The organism is Streptomyces sp. NPDC002845 (genome assembly GCF_053591955.1).
In genome coordinates, this window is record NZ_JBSFUU010000054.1 from 40,904 (window position 1) to 53,857 (window position 12,954).

The following is a 12,954-nucleotide window of genomic DNA, read 5'->3' on the forward strand; positions in this document are numbered from 1 at the left end:
TGACCCGTACCCCTGGTGGAACACGACTACGCATCCGCAGTGAGACGGACAAGCAGCACACCTGGCGTGCGCGGCAGCGACACCGTGAGCCGGTCACCGTCCCAGCGGGCCGAGCCGGCCGTCGGACCGGACGGGTGCAGGACCTCCACGCGAACCTCGCGGCCCGCCATGTGCCCCACGGGCAACCGGAGTTCGCCCGCCCCGCCACGGCGCCAGACCGAGACGTACGAGGTACGGTCGCCGGCCACCCGCAGGCCCAGCGCCAGCCATTCGTCCGTCCACCCCGGCAGGCCGAGCGGCCAGAACGGCACGGCCCGCGCGAGATCCGCGCGGAGCGACTTGTAGACGGTCACCGCGTCGCGTACGAGGGCGAGTTGGTGCCCGGACATGCGGTTCAGATGGCCCGACAGATGGATGCGGCCGAGCAGCGCGCCGCCCAGGGTGAAGGTGATGAGGTCGTCGTCGAACTCGGGCTGGGGGTAGGCCCAGACCGCGCCCTGTTCGGGCGGGACGGCGGTCGGCGCGGCGGCGGCGATCGGCGGGCAACGCAGCGGGTCCTGCTGGTCGCTGGTGGACTGGAGCTGGCTGACGGTGAGTGTGGCCCCGTCCATGCGCATGCCGCCCGAGGCGCAGTTCTCGATGACCAGGCCGGGGTGGCGGTCCAACACTCCGGACAGCCAGTCCAGGTAGGCCTGGGCATGGCCGAGCAGTCCGGCTCCCGGTGCGATGTCCCCGGCCGGACCCGGCGCGCAGGTGCCCGGATCGACCACGATGTTGTAGTCCAGCTTGAGATAGCCCACGCCCCAGTCGCCGACGATCCGGTCCACCGTCTTGTCGAGGTGCGCGCGGGCGGCCGGGTGGCGCAGGTCGAGCTGGTGGCGGCCCTGTTCGGTGAGGCGTACGCCGTCGCGCTGGAAGAAGGCGTCCGGCGGGAGCGCGGACGCGACCGGGCTGCGTACTCCGACGACTTCCGGCTCCAGCCACAGCCCGGGCACCATGCCGCGTTCCCGGATCCGGTCGAGGACCGCCCGGATTCCGCCGTCGGGGAAGCGGCGCGGGGACGGCAGCCATTCGCCGACGCTGTCCCACCAGCCCTCGGTGTCGTCGTCGTACCAGCCGGAGTCGATACAGAAGTACTCCGCTCCGGCCTCGGCGGCCGCGTCGATCAGCGGCAGCAGCTTCTCGGTCGTCGGGTCGCCCATCAGCGTGTTCATGTAGTCGTTGAAGACGACGGGCAGTGTGGTGTGGTCCGGGTGCGGGCGGCGGACCGCCCGGCGGTACGAGGTGAGCGCACCCAGTGCCTCGTCGAATCCGGAGCCGAGGGCCAGCGCCGCCGGCACGGTGGTGGACTCCTCGCCCGGCGCGAGCCGGACCCGCCACTGGTGCTGCGCGTCCGTGGGGCCGTTCAGCGCCAGATATGTGCCGTGCGCGCGTTCGCCCAGGTCCCAGCGCCAGCCGGCCGGGGACTCGATCTGCCACAGCCAGGCCCGGCCGCCGTCCCGTTCCGTCAGCGCCCCCATCGGCAGGTGTCCGTCGGTGGGCCAGCTGCCGCGTCCGGTGAGGACGAGGGCGGCCCGGCTGTCGTGCTGGTGGGCAAGGACGTTGATGTCGACGACGGTGTCGCGCAGCGGCTCCGTGTACCAACGGCACTCCGCGAGCCAGTCGTTGCGGGCGCGGTGGACGTCGAGGGTGTCCGGGGCGGGCAGGCCGCCGAGCAGCAGGCTGCTGACGGACTGGACGACCAGGGGCTCCGTGCCCTCGTTGCGGAGCCGGACGCGGGAGCGGAGTACGGGCAGCCCGGCGGGAGAGGAGAGCTCGACGAAGGCCGTCAACCCGGTGACCAAGTCGTGGAGTTCGAGGCTCAGCCACTCCCAGCCGTCGCGGTTGCCGCTGCGATGGTTCCGGTACTTCAGGCGCGTCCCCAGGGCCGTGCCGGTGAAGCGCGGGCCGGACCAGCCGCTGCCGTGGCCGAGGGCGGTCAGCTCGACGAGCGGGAGGGCGGATTCGGGGGCGGCGCGGTCCGGGTCGCCGATGGGGGGCCCCCCGCTCGAACGAAGTTGAGAGTGGGGGAGGGCGAGCCGGATCAGCCGCAGGGTTCCGTCGGGGGCGGTGGCGAACTCGGTCTCCAGGGCCGAATGACCCCAGTTGAGCTTGTTCTGCGGGTGGTTGAAGGCCGTGCGCGCCACATCCGACGTACCGGTCAAGGTGGTTCCCCTCCTGAGCCCGCCGCTCGGCGGTCCGCGTCAGTCGCGTGAATCCATCGTTACGTTCTCTTGACGACCTCTGTGTGACCGGTCACAATCCTGACATGAATGTGACCGGTCACACAAGGCGCCCGGCGAGCATCAGGGACGTCGCGACCGCTGCCGGGGTCTCGTACCAGACCGTCTCCCGGGTGATCAACGGCCATCCCAGCGTCAAGCCGTCCACCCGCGAGCGGGTGCTCGCCGCCATCGACGAGCTGGGCTTCCGGCGCAACGCCACCGCCCTCGCCCTGGCCAGCGGCCGCAGCAGGGCCGTGACCGTGCTCACCGCCAACACCACCCACTACGGCTACGCCTCCATCCTCCAGGGCATCGAGGAGGCCGCCCGTGCCGCGTCGTACGCGGTCGGGATCGGCGTACTCGAATCGGCCGAGGGGGCCGCCGTCGCCGCCGAGGTGCAGCGCGCGGCGGACGCGGGCGGCGGGCTCATCGTGATCGCCTACGATCCGGCCGGTGTACGGGCGTTGGGCGCCGTCCCCGCCGAACTGCCGGTCGTCGGCGTGGTGGAGACCCCCGCGAGTCCCCCCGGCGGAGACCGCCCCTGGGTGTGGACCGACGACCGCGAGGCCGCCCACGAGGCGACCCGGCATCTGCTCTCCCTCGGCCACGAGACCGTGCACTACGTCGCCATCCCCTCCAGCACCCGGCGCACGAGTGCCCGTACCAGCGGCTGGAGCCAGGCGCTCCGGGAGGCCGGGGCGCCGGAACCCCGCCCCGTGCAGGGCAGTTGGGGCCCGGCGGGCGGTCACGCGGCCGGCCGGAGGCTCGCGCGGGACCCGGCCGTCACCGCGATCCTGTGCGGCAACGACGACCTCGCCCTCGGGGTGCTCCGCGCCCTGCACGAGGCGGGCCGCGCGGTGCCGGACGAGGTCAGCGTGGCCGGGTTCGACGACGCCCCGCACTCCGCCTATCTGACCCCGTCCCTGACGACCGTACGCCTGGACTTCACCGGCCTCGGACGGGCCGCGTTCGCCCTGCTGCACGGGGTGGTGGAGGAGTCCGCGCGGATCGCCCCGCACCCCGTCTCCGTACCGGAGCTGGTAGTGCGGGAGAGCTCCGGGCCGCCGCGCCGGTGACCGAACACCTCGCACGAGCACAGCCGTTCCGAGTCCTGCCCCCTGAACCGCCCGTTCGAAAGGCACGTGATGAAGAGAAGCGCTCTCCCCGCCCTGGCGCTGATATGCGCCGTCGGCCTGGCCGCCACCGCGTGCAGCGACCCCACCGCCGGGGACTCCGGTTCGGACGCCGAGCAGACGGCGGTCGACCCGACCGCCCGGCTGGACGGCGTGAAGCTGACCATGTGGACCGCGCAGAACACGGTCAACGCGCCCCGGCAGGTCATCGACGCCTTCGAGGAGGCCACCGGCGCCACGGTGGAGACCCAGGCCGTCCCGGATCTGTACGAGCAGAACGTGCCGACCAAGCTCGCCTCCGGTGACCGGCCGGACCTGATGTTCTGGCAGCCCTCCATCTCCACGCTGCCGTTCATCCAGCCCCAGCAGAACCTTCTCACCCTCGACGGGGAGCAGTGGGTCTCCGAGCTGGGCGACACCGAGCGGTCCCTCGGCGTCATCGACGGCAAGCGGTACGCGGCGATCGTCACCAGTCCCGCCATGCTCGGCGTCTACTACAACAAGGACGTCTTCCGGGCCGCCGGGCTCACCGAGGAGGACTTCCCCCAGTCCTACGACGAACTGCTGGAACTCGGCCACGAGGTCGTCGACAAGACCGACGCGGCCGCCTTCTACGAAGCCGGCGGCGACAAGTGGCCCCTGCAGTGGCAGATGCAGGTCCAGCTCACCGACCTCGACGAGCAGTGGTGGGCCGGCCTGAACGAGAACAAGGAGAAGTGGACCGACCCGGTCGTCGTCGACGCGATCAAGAAGTACAAGGAGGAACTGCTCGACGCCGGGCTCGCGCAGAAGAACTACAGGACAGGCACTTTCACAGGGCAGGCCGACGCGCTGTGGCAGGGCGAGGCCGGCATGGTCCTCAACGTCACCTCGTTCCAGAGCCAGTTGCAGGCCAAGTACTCCACGGCCGAGATCGACGAGAAGATCGGCTGGTTCCCGATCGCCAACTCCGCCGCCACCGGCATGTACTCCCCCGACCAGACCAACGGCGTGGTCGCCTTCAAGACCGGTGACGAGAAGCGGCAGAACGCGGCCCGGCAGTTCCTCGCCTTCTGGCTCGGCCCGGACTACCCCGACTACATCAAGGCGATGAAGATCCCCTCCGTGCAGCCGTCCGTGCCCACCCCCGACGGTCTGCCGCAGACGTCCAAGGCCCAGGTCGCGGCCCTGCCCACGGCCATCGGGGTCTTCCAGGCCAAGGCGATCGTCGCCCCGGACACGCACCTCTACCTCGCCGACATGATCTTCGACAAGAAGGACCCGCAGCAGGTCGCCCAGGCGATCCAGGACCAGTTCGCGCAGGTGGCCAAGGCTCAGGGCGCGCCCGGCTTCTGACATCGGCAGGGACTCGACAGGGACTCGACAGGGACTTCTGATGGCGGACACGGCCATACGTACGCGCAAGCAGAAACCCGCGCAGGTGACGGGCGGGCCGAAGGGAGTGGGGCGGCTGCCGCGCGCCGCCGTGCACCACCCCTGGTGGTTCGCGCTCCCCGCGATCGCCGTCTTCGCGGGCTTCTTCCTGGTGCCGAACCTGCTCAACTTCTACTACCCGTTCACCAACTGGTCCTCGTACCACGCGGACATCGCCTTCACCGGGCTCGACAACTTCCGGACCATCGCCGACGACGGCTCACTGCTGCGCGCAATCCGTACGACCCTGCTGTACGCCCTGCTGGCGGCGCTGTTCCAGAACTGCTTCGGGCTCGTGCTGGCGCTGCTGCTGGAGGCGGACACCCGCTTCAACCGGTTCTTCCGCGCCGTGTTCTTCCTGCCGGTGCTCATCTCTGCGCTCGCCACCGGCTATGTCTTCCAGGCCCTTCTGGACCAGGACGGCGCCGTCAACTCCGTTCTCGGCACGGACGTTCCATGGCTGGGCTCGACGACCTGGACTCTGGTCCTGGTCACCCTCATCCACGGCTGGAAGTGGATGGGCCTGTCCATGCTGATCTATCTGGCCGGGCTCAAGGGCATCCCCGGCGACATGCTCGAAGCCGCGCGGATGGACGGCGCCGGACCCTGGCGGACCTTCTGGTCGGTGCGCTGGCCGATGCTCGCGCCGGCGGTCACCTTCAACGTCACCACGGCGCTGATCGGCTCGATGAACACCTTCGACATCGTGCAGGCGACCACGGGCGGCGGACCCGCGGCCTCCACGGAGGTCTTCAACATCTACATGTTCCGGACCTTCGGACAGGGCCTGTACGCCCAGGCCTCCACGATAAGTTTGGTGCTCTTCCTCATCGTGGTGGCGCTGGCGGTTCCGCTGGTCTTCGGCCTGCGCCGAAGGGAGCAGATGCTTTGAACCCTCCTCCTCGCAGGCGAAGAGGATTCCTGGCTCACGCTGCTCGATCACTCGACGAGCGATCGAGACTCACACGATCAACACCAGCCGGGTTGGAACCAGCCCGGTCCCCGAAAGAAGGGAGGTTGATGTGCTGGCTTGGTCCTCGCTCAGCACAGCAGGGAGCGTACCAGCTATCGGCCCACGCCTGTGGCGCATTGGGCGCCCCGCTCTGGTCGTCACCGTTGCCGCCGTGGCTGTCGGCATTCCCCTCTGCCTCGTCCTCGTCACCTCCGCCAAGCCGCAGGCGGAGGCCATCAAGCCGAACCTGGACCTGCCGCGGCGATGGCAGCCCGGCAGCAACTACGCGGACGCCGTCAGCCAGGGCGAGATGCTGCGCGGCTTCCTCAACTCCCTGCTCGTCGTGGTGCCTTCGGTGGCCCTCGTCCTGATCCTCGGGGCGGGCGCCGCCTGGGTCTTCGCGCGCCGGAAGTCGAAGCTGGTCTCGGCGGCGTACGCGCTGTGCATCAGCGGGCTGCTGCTGCCGCCCGCCGTCATCACCATCGTGATGGAGCTGCGGCAACTGGGGCTGGCGAACACCCGGCCCGGGATGATCGCCGTCTACACCGGCATGTATCTGTCGACGTCGATCTTCTTCATGACCGGCTTCATCCGCGCCATCCCCATGGAGCTGGAGGAGGCGGCCCGCATGGACGGCGCGAAGCCGGCGCGGATCTTTCTGCGGATCGTCCTTCCGCTGCTCAGGCCGGTGATCGCCACCGCGACGATCATGGTGATGCTGTACGCCTGGAGCGACATCTTCTACGCGTTCTTCGTCCTCGGCGGCGGAGAGCGGGCGACCCTCCCGCTCAACCTCTACCAGGTCGCCAGCGCCCAGCTCTACCTCAACAACTGGCACCTCGTCTTCGCGTATGTCGTGGTGATGAGCCTGCCCATGGTCGCCGTGTTCCTCGTCGGCCAGCGAAAGATCGTGTCCGGAATCACCAGTGGAGCCGTCAAATGACTGGAGGTCCAGCAGCGTGATCACCCCCACCCGCACGAGATCCCGTATCAGAACCGCCCTGACAGCAGCCGTACTTGGAGCAACTGCCATGGCAGGCACCCTTCCCTCGGCGGAGCCGGCGGCAGCGGCCGACCCGCAGCGCCTCACCGTCGACCTCGGCGCCTCCGAAGGCCCGGTGATGCTCGGCGCCAACGGCTCCCTGTACGGGCTCGGCGACGACGGCGTGCCCAGCGACGCCGCGATGGAACCCCTGAAGATCACCAGCATCTCGCAGAAGCCGGAGGGCGGCGCCCAGCACCCCAACGGCGACGCGCTGACCGTCTCCAAGTCGTTCTTCCGCAACGGCGGCGGCGAGGTCAACGTGATGATGCAGGACATCTACGCGCAGTGGCCGTACGAGGACCTCGGCATCGACGACTACCTCCCCAAGGTCGACAAGATCGCCAAGGAGGTGTCGGCGGACCCGAACAGCGACCGCTTCGTCTACATCCCGTTCAACGAGCCCGACCAGATCTGGTACCACCTCGGCGTCTCCGACCAGGAGCGGTACGAGGCCAACCGCGACCGGTTCTTCCGGGACTGGAAGGCGGTGTACCACCGGATTCGCGCGATCGACCCCGACGCGAGGATCGCGGGCCCGAACGAAGCCGCCTACCACACCCGCCTGTTGAGGGACTTCCTCGCCTTCGCCCAGCGGGAGAACGTCCTGCCCCAGGTGATGACCTGGCACGAGTTGGACCCCGGCTCACTGCGGGACTTCCAGGGACACTACGACAACTACCGCTCGATCGAGCGCGAGTTGGGCATCGCACCCCTGAAGATCAACATCGATGAGTACGCCAACCGCCGCGACCTGTCCGTGCCGGGGCAACTCGTGCAGTGGGTCTCGATGTTCGAGCGCAACAAGGTGTACGCCAACATGGCCTACTGGGACGCCGCCGGTAACCTCAGCGGCCACGTCGTACGCTCGAACATCCCCAACGGCGGCTGGTGGTTCTTCCGTTGGTACGCGGGCATGACCGGCGACACCGTCAAGGTGACCCCGCCGCAGCCCAACACCGTCGACACCCTCCAGGGCCTCGCCTCCCTCGACACCTCGCGCCGCCAGGCGCAGGTCCTGCTCGGCGGCTCCACGGGCGACTCCGACGTCGTGGTGCAGAACGTCTCCCGGTCGGTCTTCGGTCGTACGGTCACCGCGACCGTCGCCGAGGCCGCCTGGTCCGGCTACGAGGGGCAGCACGCGGCGCCGCGCGTCCTCGCCCGGACGAAGGTCGAGGTGGCGGCCGACGGTTCGGTGACCGTCCCGCTGCGGGGGATGCGGAAGATGTCCGCGTACCGGATCGTCCTCACCCCCGGCGGCTCCGGCACCCCGTCCACTTCTTCCGTTCCCTGGTCGGCGTCGTACGAGGCCGAGGACGCGGCCATCACCGGCGGACAGGTCTACACCCAGGGCACGGTCAGCAACGCCAACGGCTACGCGGCCTCGGGGACGAAGGACGTCGGCTCGCTCAACACCGCTTCCAGCAAGGTCGACTTCACGGTGACGGTGCCGCGCGACGGGACGTACGACCTGGCGGTCCTGTACGGCAACCAGTCCGGCGGACCGGCCACACAGAAGCTGTCGATCGACGGCCGGGACCCGGTCACGGTCACCTATCCCTCCACCGAGAACTGGACCTACCGCGCCAAGAAGGACGTCACCCTTGAGCTGTCGGCCGGCGCACATTCGCTGACGCTGGCCAAGGGCGACGCCGAGGTCACCCTCGACCGCATCGACCTGACGGCCCGTACCGGCGCACCGTCGGCGTCGTACGAGGCCACGCTGGCGGACATCACCGGCGAGCCGTCGTACGACTACTCCTCGTCGGCCGGGGTGGGCACGGGCTCCCTCGTCCTGCGCTCCGGCGACCAGGCGGTCTTCGACGTGTACGCGCCGCGCGACGCCTACTACACGGTGGTGCCGCGTACGTCGGCGGCGGTCCGGCTCGCCCTGCACGGGGAGACGGTGACGGCGGCGCCCGGCCGGCCCCTGCGGCTGTACCTGGTGGCGGGCAACAACCGCGTCGCGATGACGGCCAGGAACGCCGCCGTCCGTTCCCTCGACGTCTCGGGCGACGGCTCAACCTCCGGCACGCTGTCCTACGAGGGCGCCTCGGCCACCCTCGCGGGCGGGGCACGGCTCGTCGACTCCCCGCACGCCTCGGCCGGTTCCCACATCGGCTGGCTCGGCAACAGTGCCGACAGCACCGCCGAGTTCACGGTGGACGCGCCGCGCGCCGGCCGCTATCTGCTGGTCGTCCACTACGCGCACAACGAGCGGCGCGACAACGGCCACGCCTACAACACGGACATCATGTCCCGTACGGCGGACATCACAGTCGGGACCGGGGCCCCGCAGAAGGTCACCTTCAAGAACACGTGGAGCTGGGACGACTTCTGGACGCTGGGCGTCCCGGTCGACCTGAAGGAGGGCTCCAACAAGGTGACCTTCGGCAACGCGAACGCGTGGGCGCCGGACATCGACCGGATCGAGCTGGGCCGCGTGCTGGGCTGAGCCGTGCGGTGAACCGTGCTCCTCGGCCCATGCGGGGGGGGCTTGTCCCGGCATGGGGCGAGGAGCCGGTCCGGAGCGGGCCGTACGGGAGGGTGGCCCCATTCGTATGGCCGAAACGACAGGGGTTTAGCATATGAGCGCCACCTAGCTCGAAAGATAGACCTGTGACTGTCAATGAAGACTCGTTCACCAGTTGGAAGACCCGCGAGGAGATCGCGGAGTCGATGATTCCGATCATCGGGAAGCTGCACCGGGAGCGGGACGTCACCGTCCTCCTTCACAGCCGCTCCCTGGTGAACAAGTCGGTGGTCAGCATCCTGAAGACCCACCGTTTCGCCCGGCAGATCGCGGGTGAGGAACTCTCCGTCACCGAGACGCTGCCGTTCCTGCACGCTCTCACCGCGCTCGACCTCGGCCCGTCCCAGATCGACCTCGGCATGCTCGCCGCGACGTACCGGGCCGACGACCGCGGTCTGACGGTGGCGGAGTTCACCGCCGAGGCCGTCGCCGGTGCCACGGGCGCGAACAAGATCGAGCGCCGCGAGCCGCGCGATGTGGTCCTCTACGGCTTCGGCCGCATCGGGCGCCTCCTCACCCGCCTGCTCATCGAGAAGGCCGGTTCCGGCAACGGCCTGCGGCTGCGCGCCATCGTCGTCCGTCCGGGCGGCGGCGCGGCCGGCGAGGATCTCGTCAAGCGGGCCTCGCTGCTGCGCCGCGACTCCGTCCACGGCCAGTTCCAGGGCACGATCACGGTCGACGAGACGAACGGCACGATCGTCGCCAACGGCAACGAGATCAAGGTGATCCACGCCAACGACCCGTCGGAGATCGATTACACGGCGTACGGCATCAAGAACGCCATCCTCATCGACAACACCGGCAAGTGGCGGGACCGGGAGGGCCTCTCCCAGCATCTGCGCCCCGGGATCGACAAGGTCGTCCTCACCGCGCCGGGCAAGGGCGACGTGCCCAACATCGTCCACGGCGTCAACCACGACATGCTCAAGCCCGACGAGCAGATCCTGTCCTGCGCGTCCTGCACCACCAACGCGATCGTCCCGCCGCTGAAGGCGATGGCCGACGAGTACGGCGTCCTGCGCGGGCACGTGGAGACCGTCCACTCGTTCACCAACGACCAGAACCTGCTGGACAATTACCACAAGTCCGAGCGTCGCGGCCGCTCGGCGCCGCTCAACATGGTGATCACCGAGACCGGTGCCGCCTCCGCCGTCACCAAGGCGCTGCCCGACCTCAAGGCGAAGATCACCGGCAGCTCGATCCGCGTGCCGGTGCCGGACGTCTCGATCGCGATCCTCAACCTGCAACTCGCGCGCGAGGCCACCCGCGAGGAAGTCCTCGACCACCTCCGCGACGTGTCGCTGACCTCGCCGCTCAAGCGCCAGATCGACTTCATCAGCGCCCCCGCCGCGGTGTCGAGCGACTTCATCGGCTCGCGCCACGCCTCGATCGTCGACGCCGGCGCCACCAAGGTCGAGGGCGACAACGCAATCCTCTACCTGTGGTACGACAACGAGTTCGGCTACTCCTGCCAGGTCATCCGCGTCGTCCAGCACGTGTCCGGGGTGGAGTACCCGACCTTCCCTGCGCCGGCGGTCTGACCTCCCGCCGGGCGGCCGAGTCACCAGGTGCGCACACCTGGTGACCTCCCCCACCGTCCGCCAAGGCGCTGACCACTGCCTCCGGGCCGGCCGCCGGGCCGCCCTACCTGTCGCGTCGGCCGCGGAGGCGGCCGTGTCCGTCCCCTCCTGGACCGCCGACAGCCTCGCCGGCTCGTGGACTCCGCTGGCCGCGTCCGAGAGCAACCCGTTCGCGCGGGCCAACAACGTCGCCTTCCCCTCCGGCGCCTGGACCAGGGACATCAGCCACGGCGAGATGATCCGCGCGAGCAATGACCAGACGCTGACGATCAATTCCTGCAGGGTCTTCAACTGTTGGCGGTTTTGCCGGGTTCTCCTGCATGAATCGGGCATAGCCGCCGGGGTGCGTGTCTTTGTGCGGTGGTCGGTCGTTAGGCCGATCGGGTGCGGGGGTGTGCCCGGTCTCCCGCGGCCTGCTCGCCCAGGCCCACACCACGACCGACCGCGCCACCGGCACCCGCACCATCCGCACCACCATCGACGGCACCGTCCACTCGGTGCGCCGCCCGAAGCGGACCACCCGACGCCTGCGCCGCGCCCGCCGCCAGGTGGCCCCACCGGCCAGGCCGCCCAGGCCGAAGACCACCCCCGGCAAGACCCGCCCCACACCGGCCCGGCCCTCCCCGGCCCGCCGGCCACCGACTTCCCGCCGTATGCCCGACGTGCGTACGGTCCCCGCCACCACCCCCACCGGGGCGGTCAAGCGTCCGGAGGGGCATGACACCCAGGCACCAGCACCTCACGGGCCGGTGCCAGGTCATGGACTACCCGCCCCCCACCGTCCGGAGCCACCTCCGGCCGGTTGCCGGGCGAGGCTCTCACGCGGAACCTGTCGACGACGCACCCGCGCCGCCGAGCGGACCGGCTTCCACCACGCGCACGCCACCGGGTCCACCCCCTCACCCCGAGGTTCGGACCCCACGACGGCAACCGCACACGGCCACGCCGCGCCCGAAAAGCCTGCAACCCTCAGGCACACACAGAGTTCCAGAGACGCTGCAGTACCTGTACCAAGGCCTGGACCCCAACGCGGGCGGCGACTACAACAGCCTGCCATGGCGACTCGGCCTGCTCACCCAGACCAACTCCACCTGCTGACCGCCCCGCTGCGACCCTCGGCGTCTCGGCCGGGGGCCGCACTCCGCTCGGGGGCATCAGGGTCAGCTGAAGACCACGGCGTCAGTTGAAGACCACCGTCCGGTTGCCGTGGAGCAGGATGCGGCCCTGGCAGTGCCAGTTGACGGCCCGGGCCAGCGCCAGGCGTTCGGCGTCGCGGCCGACGGTGACGAGTTGGTCGGGGGAGGCGCGGTGATCGACGCGGATGATTTCCTGCTCGATGATCGGGCCCTCGTCCAGGTCGGCGGTGACGTAGTGGGCGGTGGCGCCGACGAGTTTCACGCCGCGGCGGTGGGCCTGGTGGTACGGCTTGGCTCCGGCGAAGCTCGGCAGGAAGGAGTGGTGGATGTTGATGGCCCGGCCTTCCAGCCGCTTGCACAGGTCGTCGGAGAGCACCTGCATGTAGCGGGCGAGGACGACGAGATCGATGCGGTGTTCCTCCACGAGAGCCAGCAGCCGCGCTTCTGCCTGCGGCTTGGTGTCGGCCGTGACCGGGACGTGCTCGAACGGCACGCCCTCGGCCGCGGCCAGCGGCTCCAGGTCGGAATGGTTGGAGACCACCAGGACGATCTCGGCGTCCAGGGCGCCGCTGCGCCAGCGGTAGAGCAGGTCGGCCAGGCAGTGGTCGAACTTCGACACCATCACCAGCACGCGCGGCTTGAGAGCAGCGTCCCTGAGCTGCCATTCCATCCCGAAGTCGGCGGCTACGGGCGCGAAGGTGTCCCGCAGACGGTGCAAGGTGGTCCCGGCGGCGGGAGCGGTGAAGCTGGTGCGCAGGAACACGCTGCCGTGCTCGGCGTCGTCGAACTGCTGATGCTCGGTGATGTCGCACCCGTGCCGGAGGAGAAACGACGTCACGGCGTGGAGGATGCCGGGGCGCTCGGGACAACTGAGGGTGAGGACGAATTCGCTGTTCATGTA

At 69.7% G+C, this 12,954-nt stretch carries 8 protein-coding genes and 1 pseudogene; 7 read left to right on the forward strand and 2 right to left on the reverse strand.

What is annotated here, in order from left to right:
• Positions 1–26 precede the first annotated feature (26 nt).
• Entirely contained in the window at positions 27–2,204 is a 2,178-nt protein-coding gene (locus ACWD3C_RS32035) for an alpha-galactosidase (RefSeq protein WP_451149674.1), read from the reverse strand.
• 104 nt (positions 2,205–2,308) lie between these two features.
• Between ACWD3C_RS32035 and ACWD3C_RS32040 the strand changes: the two genes are divergently transcribed.
• The 7 genes and pseudogenes from ACWD3C_RS32040 to ACWD3C_RS32070 form a co-directional block, all read left to right on the forward strand.
• On the forward strand, positions 2,309–3,340 hold the full coding sequence (locus ACWD3C_RS32040) for a LacI family DNA-binding transcriptional regulator (protein WP_451149675.1): 1,032 nt from the start codon (positions 2,309–2,311) through the stop codon (positions 3,338–3,340).
• A 69-nt stretch (positions 3,341–3,409) separates the two neighbouring features.
• Positions 3,410–4,732, forward strand: a complete 1,323-nt coding sequence (locus ACWD3C_RS32045) for an ABC transporter substrate-binding protein (protein WP_451149676.1) — start codon at positions 3,410–3,412, stop codon at positions 4,730–4,732.
• Positions 4,733–4,772: 40 nt separating this feature from the next.
• Positions 4,773–5,702, forward strand: a complete 930-nt coding sequence (locus ACWD3C_RS32050; protein ID WP_451149677.1) for a carbohydrate ABC transporter permease — start codon at positions 4,773–4,775, stop codon at positions 5,700–5,702.
• Positions 5,703–5,877: 175 nt separating this feature from the next.
• Entirely contained in the window at positions 5,878–6,705 is an 828-nt protein-coding gene (locus ACWD3C_RS32055) for a carbohydrate ABC transporter permease (RefSeq protein WP_451149692.1), read from the forward strand.
• A gap of 88 nt (positions 6,706–6,793) precedes the next feature.
• Positions 6,794–9,259 (forward strand): CBM35 domain-containing protein, encoded by a 2,466-nt coding sequence (locus ACWD3C_RS32060; RefSeq protein WP_451149678.1) that lies wholly within the window; start codon positions 6,794–6,796, stop codon positions 9,257–9,259.
• A 164-nt stretch (positions 9,260–9,423) separates the two neighbouring features.
• The gene (locus tag ACWD3C_RS32065) at positions 9,424–10,878 is read left to right on the forward strand and encodes a glyceraldehyde-3-phosphate dehydrogenase (RefSeq protein WP_451149679.1); all 1,455 of its coding nucleotides are present in this window, start codon (positions 9,424–9,426) and stop codon (positions 10,876–10,878) included.
• Positions 10,879–11,023: 145 nt separating this feature from the next.
• Positions 11,024–11,203: pseudogene (locus ACWD3C_RS32070) on the forward strand (non-reducing end alpha-L-arabinofuranosidase family hydrolase); the annotation flags it as partial.
• A gap of 893 nt (positions 11,204–12,096) precedes the next feature.
• Here the strand turns inward: ACWD3C_RS32070 and purU are convergent.
• Complete coding sequence (purU, locus tag ACWD3C_RS32075) at positions 12,097–12,951, reverse strand: formyltetrahydrofolate deformylase (protein WP_451149680.1); 855 nt, start codon at positions 12,949–12,951, stop codon at positions 12,097–12,099.
• Positions 12,952–12,954: the final 3 nt, after the last annotated feature.

Excerpts from the sequence above, each read along its gene's own strand:
- ACWD3C_RS32040 (WP_451149675.1), top strand. The coding sequence starts at position 2,309 with ATGAATGTGACCGGTCACACAAGGCGCCCGGCGAGCATCAGGGACGTC.
- ACWD3C_RS32045 (WP_451149676.1), top strand. The coding sequence starts at position 3,410 with ATGAAGAGAAGCGCTCTCCCCGCCCTGGCGCTGATATGCGCCGTCGGC.
- ACWD3C_RS32050 (WP_451149677.1), top strand. The coding sequence starts at position 4,773 with ATGGCGGACACGGCCATACGTACGCGCAAGCAGAAACCCGCGCAGGTG.
- ACWD3C_RS32060 (WP_451149678.1), top strand. The coding sequence starts at position 6,794 with ATGGCAGGCACCCTTCCCTCGGCGGAGCCGGCGGCAGCGGCCGACCCG.
- purU (WP_451149680.1), bottom strand. The coding sequence starts at position 12,951 with ATGAACAGCGAATTCGTCCTCACCCTCAGTTGTCCCGAGCGCCCCGGC.